Genomic DNA, 25,683 nt, shown 5'->3' with positions numbered 1-25,683 from the left:
CTCTCGTACTGATTTAAAAGGATTTATTTAATTTAATTTTACTGCTGTTTGTTGGTCAAACTCTTCTAGTTCAACGACAACTGATTCATTAGATGATGTTGGAACGTTCTTACCTACATAATCTGCTCTAATCGGAAGTTCTCTATGACCTCTATCGACTAAAGTTGCCAAACTTATTTTTCGTGGTCTTGCGTGATCCAATATAGCATCTAATGAAGCTCTAACAGTTCTACCTGTATAAAGGACATCATCTACAATTATGACATGCTTATCGTTAATATCTACATCGATATTAAATGATTTCACTTTAATCGTACCTTGCTGATTCTGAACGTCGTCACGATAATGTGTAACATCAATTTCTCCAGTTGGTACTTGAACTTGTTCGATGTCTTGGATTTTCTGCTCAATTCTGTTCGCAAGAAATACACCTCTTGTCTTTACGCCTAACAAGACAATATCTTTAGTACCTTTGTTCTTTTCAAGTATTTCATGTGACATTCTTGTTAATGCTCTGTTTACAGCAGCAGCATCCATGATTAACCTCTCAGCCATATTCAATCTCCTTCCACAAAAAAATACTCACGTCTTTAGAAGACATGAGTATACACTAGTACCATACAAAGATGGTCTACACGCTCATATTATGTCTTCTCAGCCTCTCTGGACTGTCTGTTAAAGACGCTTTAATTGTTAAAACAATAATATCGTTTTTTCCATATGATGTCAAAGTTTAAATAAAATTAAATAAGTATTATTACACGATGTACTTATTTTTTATCTTCGTGATTTCTTAATTTCTCTAATAATGTTTCAAAATATTCTGGTAGTGGTGCTTCTTTTTCAATATATTCACCAGTAACTGGATGTTCAAAGCCTAATAATCCAGCATGTAAAGCTTGTCCACCAATGTTCAATGTCTTCTTCGGTCCATATTTAGGATCGCCTACTAAAGGAAAACCAATATGTTTCATATGCACTCTGATTTGGTGCGTACGACCCGTTTCTAATTGACATTTAACCAATGTATATTTTTCGAACTTTTCATTTACATTAAAGTGCGTCACAGCTTCTTTACCATCATCCACAATCGCCATTTCTTGACGTTCTTTAGGATTTCTACCGATTGGTGCTTCAATTGTGCCAAATTCGTGAGGTATATTACCGTGTACAAGTGCTGTATATTCTCTTGTCACAGTTTTATCAACTAACTGTTCAACTAATCCTCTATGTGCAATATCGTTCTTAGCAATCATCAATAAACCTGATGTATCTTTATCTATACGATGTACAATACCAGGTCTAATTTCACCATTAATACCTGATAAATCTTTAATCACATACATCAATCCGTTTACTAACGTACCTGTATAATGGCCAGGTGCTGGATGCACAACCATACCTTTAGGTTTATAAACGACCGCAACATCTTTGTCTTCATAATAAACCTCAATACCTAAATCTTCTGCGACAATATCGACCTCTTCGATTACTTTCTCAGTCACAACAATCACATCATTAAGCTTCGTCTTATAATTTGCTTTAATGACTTTACCATTTACTTCAACTAAACCTAATTTAATCCAATCTTGAATTTGATTTCTTGACCAATCTGGATTCAAATCAGGTAATAATTTATCAATTCTTACACCAATTTCATTTTCTGTCTCTATCTTAAATTCAAATGTATTCAAGCTTTTTCCTCCTTGCCCTCAAATAAAATCACAATTATCAATACAATGACACCTATCGTTAAAGCAGCATCTGCTACATTAAATATCGGGAAATTATAGCTGAAAATATATGTATCAACAAAATCAACAACTTCTCCTCTAAACAAACGATCTATAAAGTTACCAATTGACCCTGCAATTAATAAACTTAGTCCAAGTTGAACATCAGGTCGTCCATATCCTTCGTTCTTAAAGAACATAAATAAAATAACGAGCACGACAATTGTTACGATATAAAATAACCACATTTTCCCTTGTAAAATCCCCCAAGCGGCACCTTGGTTTCTATGAGATGTAATATATAAAAAATTACTGATAACCTTTATAGACTCACCCACTTCTAAAGATTTAACAATTAAAAATTTAGTAAGTTGATCAAGCGCGATTAATATAATAATAAAAGTACTCCAAATCGGTACATTGTAACCTTTACGCATCTACTTTCCACTCCAATCTTGATTATTTTACCACATAACACGACCTAATTGTTAATATGATCTTTTAAATTACACATCTAATTCAAACACCACATCACATATTTTTTCTCGCATAAACAAGAAATTAATAAACAAAATAAAAAGAGATCAAGCAACCACAATTGCTTAATCTCTTTCATTCATTAAATTACACTTCATACTTACGAGACAATCTATAAATACCAAGAAAAATTAAAGCAGATAAAATGACTAAACCATTACGTAACCACGTACTATCACTTTCACCCGTCTTAGGTAATTCTTTTTGTTGTTTATCTGACTTATTATCTGCAGTCTTAGCTTTATTGTCAGTAGCCTTTACATCTTTATTATTGTCTTCTTTTTTCACATCAACTTGTTTAGAAGTATCAGAAGATTGAGGCTCAGACTTTTGATTACTCATTGCCACTTTATTCTGATCATTAGATGTATTATTAGCTATAGCCTTATTATCTTTATTTATATTATCTTTATTTATATTATCTTTACTTTGATTAGCAGCATCTTTCTTATCAACTACATTACTCTGACTATCAGATTTTTTATCAACTTTCCCATCATCTTTAGCCGGTTGTTCTACTTTAGCAGGAACATTTTGTTTTGGTTGTTCTGTCATAGACTGATTGTCAGTAGTGTTTTTATTAGGTTCTGTTTGATCATTTTTAGGTTCATCTTTTTGGTCATCTGCTTTTTGATCATCAGATGTATTATCAGACTTAGGATTGTATGTTATACCATCTAATGGTCTAGGATGTTCGCCTACGAAAAGGTCATTTACTTTTCCTTTAGATTTATAGAAATCATAATATCCCCATTGGTCCCAAATGTGCTTATATTTAGGATTTAATTCATTCGTAGGCACACCATCCTTATAAATAAAAAAATCTACTGGTTTTGCATCAATTTCTAATATTTCACCACCCTGTTCAGGTACAGTCATTGAACCATCAAAGTTCACACCTATTGGAGATCTCATTCCTCCGTTATGAAACACATATTTAACAGTTTTATCTTGTTTCACTTCTTCTGCATTAACTTTACCTATTAAAGGTGTTGTTATTGTTGTACATAACAATGTTGATAAAAGTATTTTCTTTAACATAAACTTCTCCCCTTTTTGAATACAAATATAGTATTTTAAATTTTAACCTTCATATAACTTTCTTATATTTTGGTTTATTTTTTTATCGCCTATACTTTATCTTTATTGAAGAAATTTATACCTCAGATTAATTAAGGATATTATACAATGTAAATTTTTACCATTCAATATATTTTTTTACATTTATCATATTAAATTATGCCTCATATAAAAATTGTTAGACATACTTTTTTTACAAAAAAACTCACAAGATTTCTATCTCGTGAGTTCGTTTTATGATTATTAAATTTACACTAATGTTTTAACAACTGTTTGACAGCGTGGGCATAGGTTATCTAATTCGCCTACTGAGCCTAGCTCGTCTGAGTAGTTCCAACAGCGTTGACATTTTTCTCCGTCAGCGTGTTTCACTTTAACTTTCACATATTCATATTCTTCACCGTCTGTTAATTCATCAACGACATCTACTTTAGATACAATGAAGAGTTGTTGTAAGTCTTGGAATTGACTTAAGAATTCAACTGTATCAAAGTCTTCTGAGTTTGATAATGTGATGTGTGCTTCTAATGATTTACCGATTACTTTTTCATTACGTGCGACTTCTAATGCTCTGTTAACATCGTCTCTTAATTTCATCAGTTTAGACCATTTTTCCACTAATTCTGTATCAACTTCATGTGGGTCTGGCATATTTGTTAAATGAACACTTTCTTCTTCAACATGTGGAATATGTCCCCAAATTTCATCAGCTGTATGCGGAATGATTGGTGCTAAGATTTTAGTTAATTTAACTAATGTTTCATAAAGTACTGTTTGCATACTACGACGTTTTAATGAATCTACTTGTTCGATATAAAGGATATCTTTACCGTAGTCTAAGTAAAAGTTACTTAATTCTACGTTAATGAAGTTTTGAATATCTTGATAAATATCTAGATAGTCGAATGCTTCATAGTGAGATAATGTACGGCCAATAAATTGATTTAATCTATTGTGCATATATTGATCGATTTCAAGCATATCTTCATATTTCACACTATCTGTTGCTGGATTGAAATCATTCACATTACCTAATAAGAAACGGAATGTATTTCTAATTTTACGATATACATCAGAAGTTTGTTTTAAGATGTCGTTTGAGATACGTACGTCAGCTAAGTAGTCTACACTACTTACCCATAATCTTGCGATATCTGCACCCATTTGTTTCACAATTTTATCAGGAACGATTACGTTACCTAATGATTTACTCATTTTCTTACCTTCTCCGTCCATTACGAAACCATGAGAAAGTAACATTTTGTATGGTGAGATACCTTTAGTTGCTACTGATGTTGTGATTGATGAGTTAAACCAACCTCTGTATTGGTCACTACCTTCTAAGTAAATATCAGCTGGGTATGATAATTCTGGACGTGTTTCTAACACACCTCTATGAGTTGAACCTGAATCGAACCATACGTCCATAATATCTGTTTCTTTAGTGAATTCACCATTTGGGCTACCTTCATGCGTAAAGCCTTCTGGTAATAAGTCTTTCGCTTCTCTTTCAAACCAAATATTTGAACCGTGTTGTTCGAATAGATTTGCAACATGATTAATTGTTTCTTCAGTCATGATAATATCGCCATTTTCAGCGTAGAAGACTGGTAGAGGTACACCCCATACTCTTTGACGAGAGATAACCCATTCTCCTCTATCTCTGATCATATTGTAAAGACGTGTTTTACCCCAATCGATTTTAAACTTCGTATCATCAATTGCATCTAAAATATCTTGTCTTACTTTACTGATTGAAGCGAACCATTGTTCAGTAGCTCTGAAAATAACTGGTTTTTTAGTTCTCCAGTCATGTGGATATGAGTGTTTGAAGAATGTAAGTTTTAATAATGCGCCTACTTCATCTAATTTTTCAGTGATATTTTTATTAGCTTTATCATAGAATAGACCTTCAAATTCTCCTGCTTCTTCAGTGAATACACCTTTATCATTAATTGGACTAAGCACACCTAGACCATATTTTTGACCTACGATATAGTCATCTTCACCGTGACCTGGTGCTGTATGAACACAACCTGTACCTGCATCAGTTGTAACGTGATCACCTAAAATTAATAATGAAGTACGATCGATAAATGGATGTTGTGCTGTTGCATATTCTAATTCAGCTCCACTGAATTCTTTATCAATTGTAATTGTTTCTTTATTCCAGTCTAATGCTTCACAAACTGAATCAAGAAGTGCTTGGGCAACAACGTATTTTTTGCCTTCTACATTTACTTGTACGTAGTTCAATTTAGGATTAACAGCAATTGCTAAGTTTGATGGAATTGTCCATGGAGTTGTTGTCCAAATAATAAATGCTGCATCTTCATCTACAACACCTTTACCATCTACTACATTAAATGCTACATAGATTGAAGGTGATTTTTTATCTTGGTATTCAATTTCAGCTTCAGCTAATGAAGATTCACTTGAAGGAGACCAGTAAACTGGTTTTTTACCTTTATAGATTAAACCTTTAGCAGCCATTTCACCGAATACTCTAATTTGTGCCGCTTCAAACTCAGGTTTTAACGTAATATATGGATTATCCCAATCACCGTTTACACCTAAACGTCTGAAATCAGCTTTTTGCAATTCAATTTGTTCTAATGCAAATTCTTTACATTTTTCTCTGAATTCAGCAACTGACATTTCTTTTCTTTTAACACCTTTATTTGTTAAAGCTTGCTCGATTGGTAAACCGTGTGTATCCCAACCTGGCACGTAAGGTGCATAATATCCAGACATTGCTTTTTGTCTAACGATGATATCTTTTAAAATTTTATTTAAAGCGTGACCCATGTGTAAATTACCATTAGCATATGGAGGACCATCATGAAGAATAAATGGTGTATTACCTTTATTTTTTTCTAAAATTTTATTGTATAAATCTTTCTCTTTCCACTCTTCTTGAATTTGTGGTTCTTTATTTGGTAAACCACCTCTCATTGGAAAACTTGTTTTAGGCATAAGTAACGTATCTTTGTAATCCATAAGTCTTAATCTCCTTCTTAATAAAAATAATATAAAAAAACTCTAAGCTGAAATAATAGGGACGACATACATCGCGGTACCACCCTTATTAACTCAACTTAGAGTTCACTCATTAAACATATATCATATTCGCAAACAGGTGATACCTAAAGAAATGAATTTATTAGGCTCTCACTATCCCTAACTCGCTTCTCAATTCGTTTATTCTTCAGACTTGTCCTCTTCACTTTTAACTGCTTGATTATTTATCTGTTCTTGATTATTTTCTTCTTCTTTGTTCAAAATGTCAATATTTTCTTCAGTAACTTTTTGTTGATCGACATCATAGTTCAGTAAATAATCCCAATCTTCATTTTTCAATAAATCTAATTGCGCTTCAACTAACATGCGGAAACGTGAACGAAAAACTTTTGATTGACGTTTCATATCTTCAGTTTGGAAACTGATATGACGCGCTTTTTGAAGTGCATCATTAACGATTTGATCAGAACGTCCTTCTGCTTCTTTAATAATAGCATCTGCTTTTAAAACAGCAGTATGTTTCGTTTCTTCACTTGTTTTTTGCGCTTGTAATAATACGTCAGAGATTGTATTTTCGACTGCTTTGAATCGACTAATATTCTCTTCTTTATCATCTATAATACTTTGTAAATGCGCTTTATCTGATTTTAATTTTTCAATTTCATCACTTAAAGTTTGTAGATATCCACGTACTTCAGTTTCATCTAATCCTTTATGAACTCTACTAAATTCTTTTTGTTTGATTTCCTCTGGGGTAAATGCCATAAGTTTTCCTCCTCAGCACTATTTAAACAATGTTCGATAAGCTATTCTTATCTTGCCTTTTTTTGAAGTTCCATTATTTTGAATGATCTTCGCACGTCCATATCCTTTAATAGAGATCAAATCATTTTCTTCGACTATAAAGTCTACTTGTTCGATTTCTCTATGATTGACTTTAACGCGTTTACTTTCAATCAATTTCTTACTAATTGTTCTACTCGTATTTGTAAGGTGTTTAATGATTACATCCAATCTCAATGCACTTACAGTTGCGTCATGTGTCTGCCAATTCTCACTTGATTGTATCATATTTTGGAATGGAATAGAACTCAATTTGATTCCAGCACCTTTAATCTTTGTTAATTCCATCATAATATACGATTCAAATCTCTTTGTCAAAACAAACTGTATACGGTCATTAACAATAATATCCCCTAGTTGATTTCTATCAATCCCAAGCGACATGATCGTACCTAATACATTACGATGCGTCAATTTAACAAATTTTGAAGGATAAGTAAGCTCAATAAGAACCATCTCATAATCCGCTTCAGTCGGTTCAAAATAATCAGGTGCGACGATTGCACGTTTTCTTTCTGATTCTTCATTCCCACCAAAGTAATGTACATTTAAATCATCGAAGCCACCCACGATTGTTTGTAATATAAATTGTTCTCTAGGGTCCAGAAATTCTGTAAGCACTGGTTGATAATTTCGTTCAGCAACTTCACACCTATTTAAAAATAAATCAATAATCTCTTTTTCTTCTTTTCTAAAGTGTTGATATATATCCATTTTGACACCTCTAATTCAATAAAAAATAGGATGTGACATTGCGTCTCACCCTACTGTCATTTATCGTTTAATTATAATATTGGCATTACAGGTACAATCATATTAAATATATTAACTAAACCAACATAGAATAAACTTAACGTTATAAACGCCACTAATGAAGATATGTCTAACATACCTAAAGGTGGGATGATTTTTCTAAATGGTTCTAAAAATGGTTCATATATTTTCCCTAAAAATTGTCCAAATGCGCCTTCCCTAACGCCTGGTAACCATGATGTAAGGAAATAAACGATCATACCATATTGATAAATTTTAACGACGAATAATACAAAGCCTAATATCGTACTTAATAATCCACTATCCATATCTTAAATTCCTCTATTCTTGATAAGGTTCAACTTGTTCTAGTTGCTCAGTAATTGATCCAGCTACTTCAACATTATCAGGTGTACATAAGAAGATGTCTGTTCCTACACGTCTTATATCTCCACCAATCGCATAAACAGTACCACTCAAGAAGTCTATAATTCTTTTAGCTGATACTTTGTCAATGCGTTGTAAGTTTACTAATGTTGTACGTCTATTTTTAAGTTCATCGGCGATATCCTGCGTATCTGAAAATACTCTTGGTTCAAATAAGCACATTTTTGAACTTTGCGCAAAATCCATATTCCCACTCATACTAACGACATTCGTTTGAGATGAATTTGTACGTTTCTCAGTCATGGCCTCTTTCCTTTCAGGTTTTTTAAAATCACGAGAACGTTGTGATTGGTATCTAGTTGTATTTGATTTTTGTGTTGGTACACTTTTTAAAGATTGTTGTTTTGGTTTTTGTTCTTGTATAGATGATTCTTGTTGTGGTGATTTTGTTTGTTCTCTTTGTGGCTCTTCGTATACTTCTTCTTCTTCATCGACTACGAAAAAGCCTTTAAATACATCTTTAATTGCCATAATTTACACTCCTATTCGCCAACTAATTTTGTACCAATTCTTACATAAGAAGCACCTTCTAATATTGCTTCGTTGAAATCATTGCTCATGCCCATAGATAATTCAGTGCAAGGTGCATATGATAAGTTTAAGGATTGTACTTTCTCTTTCAATAATCTTAGTTGGTTAAAATATTGTCTTAATTTTATTTTGTCTTCAGTTAATGGTGCCATAGTCATTAAACCAACTATTTCAATATGTTTAAAATCCTTAAGCTCTCGAATAAATGGGATAACTTCATCAGGCGACATGCCATGTTTTGATTCTTCTCCCGAAACATTCACTTGAACAAAGCATTTTACAACATGTTCAGCACGTTTTTCAATTTCTTTAGCTAATTTTAATCTATCTAATGCATGTAAATAATCAATTTCATTAATGATGTCTTTTACTTTTCTTGTTTGTAATGATCCAATAAAATGCATGATAGCATCATCTGGAAGATGCTTTTTCTTTTCCAAAAATCCTTCAATACGATTTTCTCCAAAGTTTTTCAAGCCTGCTTCATAAGCTTCTTTAGCTCGGTCTATTGTAACATATTTTGTCACAACAATCACTTGAGGAGCCGTATTAAATTCTGATTCTTCACTACTGTTACAAATTTGTGAATTGATTTCTACTAAATTTTCTTTTACTGATTTCAAATCTATACCTACTTTCTACCTATAAATGCAAGCATTCTACCAGTTTGCCCTTTTTCTACTCTATATGAGAAGAATAAATCTGTTTCACTAGCCGTACAATGATTCGTCTTTACAATATGTTCAGGATTAACACCATAATGTATGGCAAGTAGTGCATTTGCTTGTTTTAAATCTATGCCGTATCTATCTTGTCCTCTTTGTACAATGTACGCTTCAGGGTCTATCGGTAATGTTTTGAACTTTTGATAAATGTCTTCGTTAATTTCGTAACTGTCAGATGTGGATGGTCCTATAACAACTCTCAAATTTGAAACCTCGCCGTTATATTGTTCTATCATCTCTTTAATAATTTGGGAATGCGTACCTCTCCATCCGGCATGACAAAGACCAATATAACCATTTTGCTTATCATATAAATAGATTGGTACACAATCTGCAAAGCACATCGTTAATAATAGGTCAGACTCATAAGTATAAAGTCCATCTATCCCATGAAGTGCTTCAGTTAATGCATTGATATTTGTACCTTTATCCTTTGAAGATACTTCTCGAACTTTATTCTCATGTGTTTGAATTGGAAATACCCAATTGTCACAACTAAAATTAATTTCATTGGCTAATATTTGCTGATGCTTTGAAATATTATCTGGATCGTCATTGATATATCGCGCCATATTAAATGCATTCTCCGGATATGGACTATAACCACCTTGACGAGTTGTAATACCTATCGTTAAATCATTTCTATCATCGGCTTCATATGATAAATAATGATTATGTTGATTAAAAATCTCTTTCATTTCATCTCTCCTAACAAAAAAAGTCATCAGGACTTAGCCTGATGACTTTTTAAGTTCATTTATCGTCTAGAGCGTCTAGAACGTCTATCTTCTCTATTTCGAATGAAACTTGGAATATCACTATCATCAGTTGATTCATTTGCTGATTTATTTTCAAATGAAGCTTTTCTTCCTAGTGATTCTCCTTCTTCTCTTTTAGAAGCAGGTTCTTCTGTAGTTCCACCAAATGCTCCGCCACCTTGTGGTTTACGAGCATTAGAAGGTTTGTCATTAAATCCAGTAGCAATTACTGTAACGACTAATTCGTCTTGTAATTCTGGGTTTATAACTGTACCAAAGATCATATTAACATCTTCGTCTGCTGCATCTTGAACAATATCTGCTGCTTCTTGAGCTTCAAATAGTGAAAGTGACTCTCCACCTGTAATGTTCATTAAGACACCTTGTGCGCCTACGATTGAAGTTTCTAATAATGGTGAAGAAATGGCTTTTTTAGCAGCTTCGATTGCTCTATTTTCACCAGAAGATACACCGATACCCATTAATGCTGAACCTTGGTTAGACATAATAGTCTTAACGTCAGCAAAGTCTAAGTTAACTTCACCAGAAACAGCGATTAAGTCCGAGATACCTTGTACACCTTGACGTAATACATTATCTGCTTCTTTGAATGCTTCCATCATAGGTGTTGATTTATCAACGATATCTAAAAGACGATCATTAGGAATAACGATTAATGTATCTACTGCAGCTTTCATAGATTCTACACCAGCAGCAGCTTGAGTTTGACGTTTACGTCCTTCAAAGCTAAATGGACGTGTAACAACACCAACAGTTAATGCACCCATCTCTTTTGCGATTTTAGCAACAACTGGTGCAGCACCTGTACCAGTTCCGCCACCCATACCAGCAGTAACAAATACCATGTCAGCGCCTTGAATAGCATCTTCTATTTGTTCACGTGATTCTTCAGCAGCTTTTTTACCGATTTCTGGGTTTGCACCTGCACCTAATCCACGTGTTAATTTTTCACCAATTTGAATTTTAGATGAAGCTTTAGATAAGTTTAAAGCTTGACCATCTGTATTAATAGAAATAAATTCTACATTGTTCATTCCATGATCTATCATACGGTTAACAGCGTTATTACCGCCACCACCAACACCAATTACTTTTAAAGTAGCTAAATGATTAAACCCTTGCTCAAATTCTAACATTTATTATCCTCCTAATCTTTATGACCCATCAATCAAATAACGATTTCATTAATTTTTTTAATACACTTGGCTTCTCTTCTTGACTTTCCGAATCATATTCTGTTTCGGAGACTCTGTCATGATCAGAATTTGAAGCTTTTGCGTCATTGTTTTTGTTTGATTTCTTTTTAAACCATTGTTCATATGGTTTAACTTTAGTTTCTTGAGTTTCTTCTTCGTATGTTTCTTCTTCGACATTATCAGCGTCATAATTATTCATTGTAACATAATCTAGTAGCTCATCAAAGTTAATTCCACTAGATATAGTAGATATACTAGAAGTAAACTCAGGTTTACGTATACCCATTTGAGACGGTGTATGTACACGTACTTTTTCATTAACCATATCTTGTAATAATTCTTTAATACCAAGTAGGTTTGAAGTACCACCTGTTACGATGAATCCACCGTTAACATTTGTAATACCCATATCTTGTAATAAATCAAATATTTCAAAGAAAATTTCTTCTACTCTTGATTCAATAATTTCACTTAATTCTTTTTGAGTGAATTGTGCGTGACCATCTTCGTTAATTTGTTCAACACTAAAGACATCTTGATCTGATGCAGAGTCGTAGAATGCATGTCCATATTGTTGTTTAATCTTCTCGGCATTGTCATATGTAGTATTTAATGATTTCGCAATATCTGTTGTTATGCTTCTACCTGCCATTTCAATCGTATCAGCATCAACTAAATTGCCTCTTTCATAAAAGCCTACTTGCGTTAAATCTTCACCAATATCAATGACGCAAGCACCAAGTTCAACTTCTGTTGGAGATAATATAGATTGATAGTTATAAGCATCAGAAAATACTTCTAATACATCTACTCCACAAGATTCAACACATTTAATGATGTTGATTAATAATGATTTTGATGTTGCGATAACGCCTGCTTCTACTTTTAATGATTGCGTTGCAACCATCTCTTTAGGATCAGAAACCTCATGTAAGTCATCTACAATAAATTTCATTGGGAATACACCAATGACTTCAGTTTCAGGTACATCATTCAATTCTCTAATGCCCTCTAATACTGATTCTATATGACTGCCATTTATTTCAGTTTCTGTACCATCAAATGGTATTTCAAATTTTTCGTCGTAAATCTCTGTATTCACGATAGGCATTTTTAAGAATACTTCTTTAATATCTATTCCAGAAGCAATTGCTGCTTTTTTGATTGTATCTTTAATTGCTTGTTTAGCGATATCAAAATCATCTATACAACCATTTCTTATACCATTCGTATAAGTTTGCCCTGTACCTATCACGTTAATGCCATTATGAAATTTTTCTCCTACTATTACTTTTACACTCGATGAACCTATATCTAAACTAATATAATAATGTTCCTCCATCGATAGGCACCTCCTCTAACACATGATAATCAAATTTAAACTATTATTAGTTTACATGATACTTGATTTAATGTGAACTAATTATAGGTTTATTTATTGATTTTTTTACTTATTCTTCTGATTTCTCAGTTGATTTTGGTTCTTCTCCAGATTTATCCAATTCTTTAGATAAATCTTGTAATGCTTGGTCTAATTTTTTCTGTTCAGTTTTATTGTTTTCATCTTGTTTTGTTTCTTTTTCTGAACGTTCTTTTTGCTGTTCTTCTGTTTCATACGGTAAGAATGTTACACCGACTTGTAAATCTAAAAATCCAGGTGTTTTGAGCGCTCCAGAATTGTCTCTCTCTAATTTATCAGAAATACTTGGATAATAGTTGATTTTATTCGCAAAAGTTTGAATATCTCCAACAACTTCTACATTATCTGTCATAAATAGTTGGATTCTATTCTGATTGTTCTCACCTGGCTTATAATTAATTTCCGATATCATTGATTTAACTTTAGGTTTCACCTTTTTCAATTCAGGAATCAATTCATTTAATTTTTTAGAACTAAAGTCATTCAAAATCGGAACATCAATTGGTAAATCCGTAGATAAGTTTTTAATTGTTTTTCCATTTTCTAATAATGGTAAGTAACGTTTTTTCTCTTTAACTAAGCCAATCGTTTCATATTCATTTACATTAACTGTTAAATCATTTGGAAAATGACGTTTAATTTCAACACTTTTAACGCCTTCAATTTCTTCGATTTTCGATTTCATATCACTTACAGGAATATTGTATATTCGAGAATCTTTTTTGACATCTAAAGCTTTTTCAATATCGTTTTTAGATACGATTTCTTCACCTTTAATGTCCACTTGATCAACTTTACTGATGTCTGTAAACATGTACAGTAAAATCAAGATAACAAGGAGTATAACACCTATGAATACACCTAATTGAATTTGACGTCTACGTTTTCTTTTCTTCTTTAAAATTTCTAATCGTTCATCTTCCGTAGTCGTTTCAAATTGCAATATATCATCATTGTTATCAGAACTTTTATTCACGGTTGTCACTCCTTTTTTTCACAATTTCTAAAATGTTGGTAAATGTTTTTGGAAACTTTCAATAAATTCGTCGCCACGCGCTTCAAATGTATCATATTGATCCCAGCTCGCACACGCTGGTGATAGTAAGACAACATCATTAGATTGTATATAATCTTGAATCAAATTGACGGCATCTTTAACGTCATTTGCTTGCAAGACTTCTTTACCTTGACTCGCACCTAATGTTTTTAATTTATCTTTTGTTTCGCCAAATGTAACCATCAAACGGACATTATCCATATATGGTATTAAATCATCAAAGTCATTTCCTCTATCTAATCCACCACATAACCAAATGATTGGCGAATTAAATGAACTTAAAGCAAATCGTGTCGCTAAAGTATTCGTCGCTTTAGAGTCATTGTAATACTTATTACCTCTATTATTCCCAACATATTGAAGTCTATGTTTAATACCTGAGAATGTTGTTAAAGTATGCACAACCGACTTCACGTCAACACCAGATAATAATGAAGCTAATACAGCTACAAGTACATTTTCTAAATTATGTTTACCAGGTAATACAATATCTTGCGTATTGATAATTCTTATACCATTATATACAACATAATCATCTTCAATATAAATGCCATTTACTTTTTGATTAGTTGAGAAATATAATATTTTAGATTTAATATCATCTGTATTGATTAAATGTCTTTGTTCATAGTTAAAAATTAAATAATCGTCTTCGGTTTGATTCTTAAAAATATTTTTCTTAGCATTCTGGTATTCTTCTAAACTACCGTGATAATCCAAATGTGCAGAATAAATATTTGTAACAATCGCGATATGCGGACGATAATGGATTGTTCCTAAAAGTTGGAATGAAGATAGTTCAGTAATAAGATAATCGTCTTTCGTAACCTCTTGTGCAACTTTTGATGCAACAACACCAATATTACCGGAAACTTGACCATTTACTTTACTATTACCAAACATATCACCTATTAATGAAGTCACTGTTGTTTTACCATTTGTACCGGTAATACCGATAATAGGTGCTTCTGAAATGTAATAACTCAATTCAACTTCTGTTATGATATCCAATCCTTGATTCATCGCTTCTTGCAATAGTGGAATATTGTAAGGTATACCAGGGTTTTTTACGATTAAAGGCTTATTATCGAGTAGTGACAATGGATGTTCACCACTGATCACACGTATCCCTTGTTGCTCTAATTCAAGTGCATGCGGATCAGATGATAAATCTTTACCATCATTAACTGTTACCTCAGCACCTAATTTATGGCATAACTTTGCACTTTCATATCCACTTTTTGCTAAACCTAAAATAAGAACAGGTTTCTCTTTTAATGCATCATATGCTTTCATATTACATTACCCCTATCCATAAACCAATTGCACCAGTAACGATACCTGTAGCCCAGAATACTAATACTATTTTCCATTCACTCCAACCAACTAATTCGAAATGGTGATGCAATGGGCTCATTTTAAATATTCTTTTTCCTGTAAGCTTGAATGACGTTACTTGTAACATAACTGATAATGTTTCAATTACAAATACTAAACCGATTAATAATAATGTTATTTCTTGGTTAAGCATGATTGAAATCGTTGCGAAAATACCACCAAGCGCTAAGCTTCCAGTATCTCCCATGAACACTTTTGCTGGGTACTTGTTGTAAATTAAAAATCCAAATAAACTTGCAAGCATCACTAAACAGAATAACCCTATTTCTGGCTTATCAAGAATAAATGATAGTGCCGCGTAAAAACCAAATGCAATGATGGATAAACCAGTTGAAAGACCATCTAATCCATCTGTTAAGTTCACAGCATTACTGAATCCAACTTGCCAAAATACTATGAATATAATGTAGAAAACAGACAATGGTAATGACCAATCTGTAAAAGGAATGTTGATAGCTGTTTCAAATTCATAGTTTGGTAATATAACACTTACGATATAGAATATAACGGCTATCGCAATTTGAGCTAAGAATTTTTGTTTACTTGTTAAACCTTGGTTATTTTTCTTAACGACAATAATATAATCGTCTATAAAACCAATAAGTCCAAAACCTAGTGTTACAAATAATAACAGAATGAGCGGACCTACTTGCTCAACATAGAATAACGCAATGATTGTTACAACGATTGTTGCTAATAAGAACGTTAATCCACCCATAGTTGGTGTTCCTGTTTTCTTCATATGACTCTTAGGTCCTTCTTCTCGAATACTTTGCCCAAATTTTAATTTTTTAAGTGTTGGAATTAAAACGGGTACAAGTATCAAAGTCAATAAAAACGCAATGACAGGTAGCGTAAAATTCATAATTGTTCACCTTTTCTTTTGTATATTATCTATCATCCTGTGATTTATGATTCACTAGATGTTTTTTCTTCTTTACTATCTTTTTTATCATTTTTACTTTTGCTTTCATCTTTAGATGTTTCTTCATCATCTGGAACTTGTCCTATTGAATCATCACCATTCGGATGATTGTTAGAAAGTGTAAACTTAACTTTAGTACCAGATTTAATTGTTTGGTTCTGACTGACAGATTGCTCAGAAACATAACCAGAACCCTCTGATTCTACTTCAATACCTGTCGCTTCTTGTAATTTCAATAAGTCTCGTTTAGTCCAATTTTCAGTATCAGGCATCGTCATTTCACCGTCTGTAACGAGTAAAATTCTTTCTTTATCTTGGACATTTTTACCTTTAAGCGGTATTTGTTTCTTAATTTTATCACCTTTACCAATTACAATTGGCTCAAGTTTTTTACCTTTTATTGCATCCGTTGCTTTTTGTGTACTCATATTAACAACATCTGGTACATCTGATTCATTTGTCTTAGCTTTTCCTTCAGTTTCTTCTACATCTAAATATTTCAATGTATTTTCCATAATTGGATTGAAACCTCTTGATACACCATACTCATATGCCTCTAGATCACGTTTTTGTGCAAGTGACATACCAGCATATACAACCACTTCAGGATCTTTAGCTGGCGCATAGCCCATAAAACTTACGAAATAAGGATTTGCACCATCTACATAACCACCGTTTTTAGTATCTGGTACTTGAGCTGTACCGGTTTTACCTGCAACTCTGTAACCATCTATTTTATAGTTAGTAGCATGACTTTCTTTACTATTTACTACTTTATCTAATTCTGTCATTGTCTTCTTGGCTGTATCTTTAGATATTGGATTACCAACTACTTTTTTCTCGCCTTTTTTAATCGTTTCGTTACTTTCTTTGTTTTGAATCGATTTTACATAATAAGGTTCAAGCATATTACCTTGATTTATAATAGCTGTTTCAGCTTGCAACATTTGGATTGGCGTTACAGTAGTAGACTGACCAAATGAAGATGTCTTTCTTTGAAGTTCGTTATCAAATGCAATATTCCCTGGCGCTTCACTATCAAATAAGCCACCTGTCTTTTTACCGAAACCAAATTTCTCATAATATGCCTTTGCTTTATCAGCACCGACTAAGTCTTGAAGTTTCATCATTAATGTATTCGCTGAATATGTAAATCCAGTTGTCATAGGAATATTTCCCCAACCATCATCGTTCCAATCATAAATTTTAAATCCATCTATTTCTCTATGACCTGATTTAAATTTCTTGTTTGGTTCGAATTTACCTTCTTCAATTGCTGCAGCTAGACCATATGTTTTGAATGTTGAACCTGGTTCGTAAGTATTTTGATATAAATCATTCGCCCATTTTTTCCCGAAGTCTTTTTTCGTATCAGGATTAAACGTAGGTCTCTGACTGTAACCTAAAATTTCACCAGTTTTTGCATCCATGACAACCGCAAATAAATCTTTAGGTTCATAGCGATCTACCATTTCGTCGAGTGCATTTTCAACAAAGACTTGAATATTAGAGTCTAATGTAAGATGTACATCATCACCATTTTGCGCTTTAATACTATCTTCACTGTTCGGCACGAGCATCCCCCATATATCTTGCTTATAAGAGTTTTTACCCGTTTTTCCTTTTAAATAGCTATCAAATACTTTTTCAGCACCTGATACACCTTTTAATTTGTTTGTATCTGGATCTTTATCTGCTAAACCGATAAGATGAGATGCGAAGTTACCATTAGGATAAAATCTTTTTTTCTCCGTTTCAAACGTCAATCCTGGTAATTTAAGCTTTTCAATTTGTGTTTTTTGTTTATAAGTTAAATCTTTACCTTTTTGACCAAACTCAACTTGAAAGGCATTTTTAGTTTTAAGTTTATCTAAAATATCATCTTCATCCATATCAAGAATTTTAGCTAATGCTTTAGCTGTTTTCTTCTTGTCTTTTACGTGTCGAGGTTTATCGCTACCTTCGCTCATTTTTTTATCTAATATTGCCACTAATTTATAACTATCTGTATCTTCGGCAAGCACTTTACCATTACGATCATAAATTTTTCCACGTTCAGGTTCAGCGACTGTTTGTCTTAAATATTTCTCACTTGCCCTGTACGCTAAATCTTCACCAGCTGAGTGACCACTGATCATTAAATACGAATATCTTACGGCCAATATAAAAAAGAGCAGTCCGAAAAAACTTACTAAGAGGACTGCTCCTATTTTATTTTTCTTTATTTTAATTTTGGGCATCACTACGCACTACCTTTACATTGTCATTATTCAACTTTAGACCGTAGTCTTCAGCTTTTTCGTAGATGCGTTCGTATGACGATTGTTTCATTGATTCCGTCTTCAAATCACTGTTTGTTGTTTGTTGTTGTTCAATTTTACTGTCTAATTCTGCGATTTGTGTCTTGTTATTATACGCATCCATTTTTAAAGATAGCATATAAATACTTATCAACGCAATCATAGTTATTAATGATATGTATACGACTTTTTCGATCCTCGATATTCCTACTACCTTGGTCTTTTTTACTTTTTTCTTCTGTGGTTCGAGTTGTGGCTCTTGCCACTCATCAGGTCTATAATTCGGATATACTCTTTCTACTGCCATTCAATTGCCACTCCTCTGTTTACTTCAAAATTTCCGCAACTCTTAACTTTGCACTTCTCGCTCTATTGTTATGCTCAAGTTCTTGTTCATCAGAAATAATTGGTTTTTTGTTTACTCTTTTTAGTTTCGGCTTGTACGCTTCCGGTATAACCGGCAATCCCCTTGGTACATCTGGGCCTTTTTCATATTCTTGAAAGACTTGTTTACACAAACGATCTTCTAAAGAATGGAATGTAATAACTGAAATTCTTCCGCCAACTTTAACGTGTTGTATTGCCGCTTCAATAGATGTTTCAAATGCACCTAATTCATCATTAACTGCTATTCTAATCGCTTGGAAGACACGTTTAGCAGGGTGTCCACCCTTTCTACGTTTAGCTGCTGGAATACCTTCTTTAATTAAATCCACTAGTTCGAAAGTCGTTTCTATAGGTGCTTGTTCTCTTCTTGCTTCAATCTTTCTAGCTATTTGTTTTGAAAATTTCTCTTCACCATATCTAAAAAAGATTTTGACAAGTTGTTCATATGACCATTCATTCACCACTTCATAAGCTGATAAAGATTGTGATTGATCCATTCTCATGTCTAATTTAGCATCATAATGGTAACTAAATCCTCGTTCTGGCGTGTCGAGCTGTGGACTAGATACACCAAGGTCATAAAGTACACCATCTACTTTACTAATATGTAGTTCTTCTAATATATGTTCTAAATTTCTAAAGTTGTTTTGTACAAAAATCACTTTATGCATATGGTCCTTTAAGATACCTTTAGCATGTTCAATTGCTGTTTCATCTTGATCGATTGCTATAAGTCGGCCTTGGTCATTCAATTGTTCAACTAGGTACAAACTATGACCAGCTCCACCTAATGTACAATCAACGTAAGTACCATCTGGTTTTATGTCTAATTTATCTACTGTTTCTTTCAATAGTACGGATACGTGATGAAACATTTAATTCACTCCTAAAAATCAAAGTCAATGAGATCTTCAGCAATGTCCTCAAAATTGTCTTCAGATTCATCATAAAAATCATTCCACGTAGAACGATCCCATATTTCAATTCGGTTAGAAACACCAATAACAGTACATTCTTTACTTAAATTAGCGTAACTTCTTAAATTTTGAGGGATGTTAATACGTCCTTGTTTGTCTAGTTCTACTTCAATCGCACCTGAGAAGAACATTCTCATGAATTTACGGGCATCTTTTTTTGTAATAGGTAAGGTTTTGAGTTTTTCTTCGATGCGCGCCCACTCTTCAAGTGTGTAGCCAAACAAACATTTATCTAGGCCTCTAGTGATAATAAAACGTTCATTCAAATCATATCTGAATTTAGAAGGCACAATCATACGCCCTTTAGTATCCAATTGATGTTGGTATTCACCCATGAACATTTTATCTCACCTCACCTTATTTATAATTTACCACATTCCCCCACAATCCTCCACTATTTATACAAGATTTCTTAAAATTTGTGTAAATAGTAAAAAAAACACCCAATTTACGATTTCGTAAATTGGGTGTTAATCCTTGTTATGACTATAGTTCAAGCGTTATATGTTTAAAAGTGTAACGAAGTGGTGGATAGGTGGAGGGACTGAACATAGTAATCCCAAATTGATTCATAACTTGGATAGGATTCCACACTCTTTCTTGTAATCCGTGGTGAGGATGTAATGTATGCTCCACTATTTCGAAATGTCTCATACTGATTTCATTTTCTCTTTCGACATTTAATAAATATCTATCTATTAAGTATTGATATTGGTGCTGATGTATTTGATTATTTTTTTCGACTAATTTTCTGTTTTGATAATCATTGCCAATTTCTTTAATCAGTTTTTGATGAAATTGAGATTGGCTTTCTTTCATTTCTTCAATTTCTCTTAAGACTTCATCAGAAGCTTTTGCTCTAATAAATTTCTCTTTTTCACTTTGAATACCATCTACTAAAACAGTATCTAGATCTAAGTTATAGTTATCGATACATTTTTTCGCTTCTTGCGTTAAATAACTAATACGCATACGTGGTGTAACTATAGGCATTTCAATATTAAATAAATTGAATACACCTTTTAATTCACCCCAATAAATAATTTCACTTGGCCCACCAATGAAACTTAAAGTATTAAATAAATATTCTTCCATTAAAGGTCTAGTTACAACATTATTAGAAAATCGTTCAGGGTGTTCTTCTACAAGATTGAGTAATTCATCTTTAGTAAAGGTTACATCTGTATCTTTATTTAAATAGAACTTTTCATCTTCGTACATAATGAGCTGTCTTTTATCGTCATGCTCATAGAATAAGTGAACATTACCATCCGTTAAAATCATGCGCCTTTTAATAACTTCAGCAAATTGGTCTTGTGTATTTCTAAATGCTGAATCTACTTCTTCATGTTTTTCAATGATTTCCTTGAAAAATGGTACTTCTAAAGATCTTAGTTCTGGATCATTCGCATCAATTAATAACAACCCATATTCTTTAAACACTTCATGTGTGATGACTTTAAAAATTTCACTCCATGATTCAGAAGACTCGATTGCTTTATGAATCAATGATTGAATATTTTTAGAATGAACAGTTTCTCCGATAGAACTGAACATGTCATTTAAAGCATCTTTGATTAGTGTTTTATCAAAATGATAATGAGAAACACTCTTTTCTGGTGGTTCTAACGTACTATATTTCACCTTATTTAACTGTCTTGAAATACGATCATACGCATATGTATGATTCACTTCATCAAAATCATGATCTTCACCTGCTATCCAAAATACAGGAATAACTGGTGTATCTAATTTTTCACTTTGTTCGTTTGCTAAAACGATAATTGAAATGATTTTATGGAATGTATATAAAGGACCAGTAAAGAGTCCAGCTTGTTGACCACCAATAATAACTTTGTGACCACGTTTTAAATTTTCAATGTTTTCAAGTTGTTTATCTGTTAAATCCAATTGAGACATATAATTGTATATGACTTTTGAAAGTGCTTCTTCTCTACCATTTGCTGATAAATTCGAGCGTCTTTCGAATTCAGATTGTTCCCCTGGTTTATATCCATAAAAGTTTATAATTTCAGTATTATGATTTGTATATCTCTCTATAAAACTATTTTGTTGATCAATTACAGTCTTCTTACAGTCCATACGAGTCTTTCTCCTTCGAAATTAATTACTATCAATAGTATAAAGATTGTAGTTAAATAAAACAATCTAACGGCTTATAATTTAAAATTTTATTCAAATGAAGTATAATTAAGGAAAGAACAAGGGGGATTATCATGGCTAAAGTAGAACATTTACAAATTAATTACAAAACTGAAGAAGCATTCGAACAATTTCGTAACTTCGGAAACGAAGGTTTATATATGGTTGAAGAATTAAAAGGAAAAATGATCGATGCTAGTTCAGATTCACCATTTTACGGTATTTATGTTGGCGACAAGTTAGTAGCAAGAATGTGTTTATTTAAGCAAGATGAAGTAGAAAAAACTTACTTCCCAGCATTTAATGATTACCTCATTTTATGGAAGCTAGAAGTATTAAGAGACTATCAAGATAGAGGATACGGCAAACAGTTATTAGATTACGCTAAGAGCTTCGATTTACCAATCAAATGTATCGCACGTAATCAATCTAAAGATTTCTTCTTAAATCATGGTTTCCAAGATATCGAGCAACAAAACCAATCCGGTGAAGATATTGTGATATGGACACCAGATAAATAATATACTAATGGTCCCGTAGAGTTAGTGCTCTACGGGACCTTCTTTTCGTTTATATTCCCCATAATGTGTAGCAAGCAACTGCTGCCAATAAGATAATCATCGTCAGTGCATGTGTCTTTTTAAACATATAAATGATTGCTAAATATTCTCTAATATATGCATTTGGATAGAAGTATGATTTCGATGATCCGCCCGTAACAGTTGCGTTCATTTTAACTTTCTTAGATAAAAATGCTGCTCTTAAAATATGAAAATGATTAGAAACAATCGTAGCAATTGCATGTTGTTTATAAGTGTTCATTATCTTCATAGAGAACACTAAATTTTCTTCTGTATTAGTTGATTTGTCTTCCATTATAATTTCTTCATTACGTATGCCTTGTTCCACTAAATATCGTCTCATCGCTTCAGCTTCACTGATTGCTTCATCCGAACCTTGACCACCACTTACAATCATTTTAGTATCTAAACTTTTTCGTTTTAATTTAATCGCTTTATCTAATCTCGCTTTTAAAAGTGGTGTTACTTTCTCACCTATAATACCTGCACCCAGTACGATAATAAAATCTTGTTTCTTTCTTTTAGAAATGCCACTCACAATCCAAGCGTATAAATTATGCAATATAAATATTAAATTTAAGTAGTAAAACAAACTTGAAATGACAATTAATATTAATCCGTTCCATAATTCTACTAATAGATACGGTTTAAAAACAATGATTAAAAAGTTAATTAAGATGAAAGATCCGTAACCAATGACAATCATGTTTGTTACAATTTTACCTTCATTTGCTATTCGCTTTTTAGTATTTAATAAAGCTAAGAGCATAACCACAATTACAATTAAACAGTAAATGATATTTGCTATGATAATGTAATTAATATTTAGATTTAACTTTAGTGTTGGCACAATGATTTCTATCAATACCGTACTCATTAAACTAATGATAAACAATCCTAATAAGAAGACATTTTTATATTGTCTAAAATCCACTAAATAACTGATTATAAATAAAATTAAAAATGCTAACGTAACAAACATCATCGTCACCTCCTAGCCTATTATTTTCACAATCAAAGTATATCATCATAACCAACAAGATACACATAAAATTATTTTCAGAATTTTCAAAATAAATATTGAATTAGGTCAATATAGCTGATATACTATTTCACATTACTTACTTAAATATAGGAGGCAATTTATATGGAATATCAATCATCAAGTAGTCAAACAAAGGACGAATGTGAATCCACCTTTGGTAACAAAATGTTAACTATGTCGTATCAATCATCAAAAGGATGGTCTTCTCCTATCATTAAAGATTATGCACCTATCACAATTTCTCCAAGTGCACAATGTCTTCATTATGGTCAAACCGTTTTTGAAGATATGGTCGCCTATCATATCAATGACGATATTCATATCTTTAAACCTTTCGAACACTTTGAAAAGTTCAATCAATCACTGAACCGAATCGAAATGCCAGCTATAATTAAAAGCGAACTACTTTTAGGTATCGAACACCTTATTAATCAAGAACGTCAACTATTCGATTTACATGAACATCAACCTGTTAACATTAGAACAGTTATGTTTGCATCAGAGAATAAATTAGGTGTTAGTAAATCTGATACATATGAACTCATTACATTCCTATCTCCACTACCTAAAAAGCTGAATTGCCAAACACCAGAACTTATAAAAGCACATGTAGAAGATGAATATGTTAAATCTGTTACAGGTGGTGCTGGTTTTACACAATTTGGTGGTAACTACGCCGCTTCATACGCTGCAAAATCTAAAGCAGCTCAATTCGGATACGACCATGTAATTTGGCTAGATGGTAGAGAGAGAACCTATATAGAAGAATTAAATAATATGAACATTTTCTTTGTTATCAATCATACACTGATTACGCCAGCATTAGACGGTATTACAGTACCAGGTGTAACACGACAATCAATTATTAAATTAGCAAAAGAATTAGGCTATCAAATAGAAGAAAGACAAATTAGTATTGACGAAGTCCTTCAATCATATAAAGATGGATTATTAACAGAAGTCTTTAGTACGAGTACTTTGAATGCTATCACCCCTGTCTGTGAAATTAAATATAAAGACAATGTTTTAACCATTCATAACAATAAAATCGGACCAATTACACAACATTTATATACAACATATACATTTATTCAGCAAGGTAAGCTTCCAGACCTGCATCAATGGAACTATACAATAGAACGAGAATCGATCGAAATGTAGTATCTGTAAAAAGACTGGCACAAAAAATTTGCCAGTCTTTTTTATTTGGAAAAATCAAAGTTAGCGGGAGGTGCTATGTTGCTTGTTTTGCGAGTCTTGCAATATACAGGCGTTCTATGTTGCTTGTTTGTGGTGTCTTGCAACATACAGAGCTTCTATGTTGCTTGTTTGGGGAGTCTTGCAACATACAGAGCTTCTATGTTGCTTGTTTGGTATGTCTTGCAACATACAGGCGTACTATGTTGCTTGTTTGGGCAGTCTTGATAAATATGAGGCACCTATTTATCTTGTTTGGCCTGTCTTGATAAATACGAGGCACTTATTTATCTTGTTTGGTCAGTCTTGATAAATACGAGGCACTTATTTATCTTGTTTGGTCAGTCTTGATAAATACCAGGCACCTATTTATCTTGTTTAGTCAGTCTTGATAAATAGGAGGTCCTCAACATTGGTTGTCACGCCTCACTTTCAATATTCAGACCTCTAATATTGCTTGTCGCGTCTCACTTGCAATATTCAGCCCTCCAACATTGCTTGTCACGCCCCACTTGCAATATTCAGACCTCTATTTCTAAAAATATGAAAAGGAGTCTAGAACATTTCTGTCCCAGACTCCTTATGAAC

General features: G+C 32.7%; 24 protein-coding genes. 2 read left to right on the top strand and 22 right to left on the bottom strand.

All coding sequences use genetic code 11. From position 1 onward, the window contains the following. Positions 1-27 precede the first annotated feature (27 nt). The 21 genes from pyrR to bshC all read right to left on the bottom strand — a co-directional run bounded on the left by pyrR (position 28) and on the right by bshC (position 22,212). On the bottom strand, positions 28-555 hold the full coding sequence (gene pyrR, locus LQ686_RS02285; RefSeq protein ID WP_025904587.1) for a bifunctional pyr operon transcriptional regulator/uracil phosphoribosyltransferase PyrR: 528 nt from the start codon (positions 553-555) through the stop codon (positions 28-30). 215 nt (positions 556-770) lie between these two features. Next, positions 771-1,694 (bottom strand): RluA family pseudouridine synthase, encoded by a 924-nt coding sequence (locus LQ686_RS02280; protein ID WP_239733121.1) that lies wholly within the window; start codon positions 1,692-1,694, stop codon positions 771-773. Next, on the bottom strand, positions 1,691-2,170 hold the full coding sequence (gene lspA / locus LQ686_RS02275) for a signal peptidase II (protein ID WP_037587555.1): 480 nt from the start codon (positions 2,168-2,170) through the stop codon (positions 1,691-1,693). The genes LQ686_RS02280 and lspA overlap by 4 nt, the downstream gene beginning before the upstream one ends. Before the next feature lie 187 nt (positions 2,171-2,357). Then, positions 2,358-3,311 (bottom strand): LPXTG cell wall anchor domain-containing protein, encoded by a 954-nt coding sequence (locus tag LQ686_RS02270; RefSeq protein WP_107596660.1) that lies wholly within the window; start codon positions 3,309-3,311, stop codon positions 2,358-2,360. Between the two features lie 288 nt (positions 3,312-3,599). Then, positions 3,600-6,350, bottom strand: coding sequence for an isoleucine--tRNA ligase (gene ileS, locus LQ686_RS02265; protein WP_107565520.1), 2,751 nt, complete (start codon positions 6,348-6,350; stop codon positions 3,600-3,602). 201 nt (positions 6,351-6,551) lie between these two features. Then, the gene (locus LQ686_RS02260) at positions 6,552-7,136 is read right to left on the bottom strand and encodes a DivIVA domain-containing protein (RefSeq protein WP_025904594.1); all 585 of its coding nucleotides are present in this window, start codon (positions 7,134-7,136) and stop codon (positions 6,552-6,554) included. Positions 7,137-7,154: 18 nt separating this feature from the next. Then, positions 7,155-7,928: a YlmH family RNA-binding protein gene (locus tag LQ686_RS02255; RefSeq protein ID WP_037587549.1), complete on the bottom strand. Its 774-nt coding sequence runs from the start codon at positions 7,926-7,928 to the stop codon at positions 7,155-7,157. A gap of 71 nt (positions 7,929-7,999) precedes the next feature. Then, complete coding sequence (locus LQ686_RS02250) at positions 8,000-8,296, bottom strand: YggT family protein (protein WP_037587547.1); 297 nt, start codon at positions 8,294-8,296, stop codon at positions 8,000-8,002. Positions 8,297-8,309: 13 nt separating this feature from the next. Then, the gene (locus tag LQ686_RS02245; protein ID WP_107596659.1) at positions 8,310-8,885 is read right to left on the bottom strand and encodes a cell division protein SepF; all 576 of its coding nucleotides are present in this window, start codon (positions 8,883-8,885) and stop codon (positions 8,310-8,312) included. A gap of 11 nt (positions 8,886-8,896) precedes the next feature. Further along, positions 8,897-9,568, bottom strand: a complete 672-nt coding sequence (locus LQ686_RS02240; protein ID WP_107617819.1) for a YggS family pyridoxal phosphate-dependent enzyme — start codon at positions 9,566-9,568, stop codon at positions 8,897-8,899. An 8-nt stretch (positions 9,569-9,576) separates the two neighbouring features. Next, entirely contained in the window at positions 9,577-10,368 is a 792-nt protein-coding gene (gene pgeF / locus LQ686_RS02235) for a peptidoglycan editing factor PgeF (RefSeq protein ID WP_107596657.1), read from the bottom strand. Positions 10,369-10,427: 59 nt separating this feature from the next. Next, positions 10,428-11,585 (bottom strand): cell division protein FtsZ, encoded by a 1,158-nt coding sequence (gene ftsZ, locus LQ686_RS02230; RefSeq protein WP_037587538.1) that lies wholly within the window; start codon positions 11,583-11,585, stop codon positions 10,428-10,430. Positions 11,586-11,613: 28 nt separating this feature from the next. Further along, a complete protein-coding gene (gene ftsA / locus LQ686_RS02225; protein ID WP_107596656.1) occupies positions 11,614-12,987 on the bottom strand; it encodes a cell division protein FtsA in 1,374 nt (457 codons plus the stop codon). A gap of 109 nt (positions 12,988-13,096) precedes the next feature. Next, entirely contained in the window at positions 13,097-14,041 is a 945-nt protein-coding gene (locus tag LQ686_RS02220; RefSeq protein WP_239733120.1) for a cell division protein FtsQ/DivIB, read from the bottom strand. A 27-nt stretch (positions 14,042-14,068) separates the two neighbouring features. Next, positions 14,069-15,418, bottom strand: a complete 1,350-nt coding sequence (gene murD / locus LQ686_RS02215; RefSeq protein WP_107596655.1) for a UDP-N-acetylmuramoyl-L-alanine--D-glutamate ligase — start codon at positions 15,416-15,418, stop codon at positions 14,069-14,071. 1 nt (position 15,419) lies between these two features. Then, on the bottom strand, positions 15,420-16,385 hold the full coding sequence (gene mraY / locus LQ686_RS02210; protein WP_107596654.1) for a phospho-N-acetylmuramoyl-pentapeptide-transferase: 966 nt from the start codon (positions 16,383-16,385) through the stop codon (positions 15,420-15,422). Between the two features lie 44 nt (positions 16,386-16,429). Then, positions 16,430-18,685, bottom strand: a complete 2,256-nt coding sequence (locus LQ686_RS02205; protein ID WP_107596653.1) for a penicillin-binding protein — start codon at positions 18,683-18,685, stop codon at positions 16,430-16,432. Continuing rightward, entirely contained in the window at positions 18,672-19,052 is a 381-nt protein-coding gene (ftsL, locus tag LQ686_RS02200) for a cell division protein FtsL (protein WP_037587528.1), read from the bottom strand. Before ftsL ends, LQ686_RS02205 begins: the two co-directional genes overlap by 14 nt. Positions 19,053-19,071: 19 nt before the next feature. Continuing rightward, the gene (gene rsmH / locus LQ686_RS02195) at positions 19,072-20,007 is read right to left on the bottom strand and encodes a 16S rRNA (cytosine(1402)-N(4))-methyltransferase RsmH (RefSeq protein WP_037587526.1); all 936 of its coding nucleotides are present in this window, start codon (positions 20,005-20,007) and stop codon (positions 19,072-19,074) included. A gap of 11 nt (positions 20,008-20,018) precedes the next feature. Next, entirely contained in the window at positions 20,019-20,450 is a 432-nt protein-coding gene (mraZ, locus tag LQ686_RS02190; RefSeq protein WP_025904608.1) for a division/cell wall cluster transcriptional repressor MraZ, read from the bottom strand. 145 nt (positions 20,451-20,595) lie between these two features. Further along, positions 20,596-22,212 (bottom strand): bacillithiol biosynthesis cysteine-adding enzyme BshC, encoded by a 1,617-nt coding sequence (bshC, locus tag LQ686_RS02185; RefSeq protein WP_107596652.1) that lies wholly within the window; start codon positions 22,210-22,212, stop codon positions 20,596-20,598. A 134-nt stretch (positions 22,213-22,346) separates the two neighbouring features. Between bshC and LQ686_RS02180 the strand changes: the two genes are divergently transcribed. Next, on the top strand, positions 22,347-22,793 hold the full coding sequence (locus LQ686_RS02180; RefSeq protein ID WP_037587520.1) for an N-acetyltransferase: 447 nt from the start codon (positions 22,347-22,349) through the stop codon (positions 22,791-22,793). A gap of 49 nt (positions 22,794-22,842) precedes the next feature. Here LQ686_RS02180 and LQ686_RS02175 read toward each other — a convergent pair whose 3' ends face one another. Beyond that, positions 22,843-23,838, bottom strand: a complete 996-nt coding sequence (locus LQ686_RS02175; RefSeq protein ID WP_232339585.1) for a YdcF family protein — start codon at positions 23,836-23,838, stop codon at positions 22,843-22,845. A 162-nt stretch (positions 23,839-24,000) separates the two neighbouring features. Here LQ686_RS02175 and LQ686_RS02170 point away from each other — a divergent pair, with 162 nt between their 5' ends. Further along, a complete protein-coding gene (locus LQ686_RS02170) occupies positions 24,001-25,059 on the top strand; it encodes an aminotransferase class IV (protein WP_107596650.1) in 1,059 nt (352 codons plus the stop codon). The last annotated feature ends 624 nt before the right edge of the window (positions 25,060-25,683 follow it).

The organism is Mammaliicoccus sp. J-M41 (genome assembly GCF_022385935.1).
GTDB classification, from domain to species: domain Bacteria; phylum Bacillota; class Bacilli; order Staphylococcales; family Staphylococcaceae; genus Mammaliicoccus; species Mammaliicoccus sciuri_A.
The sequence above is the reverse complement of the archived record's forward strand: the minus strand, read 5'-3'. Positions and strand labels throughout refer to the sequence as shown.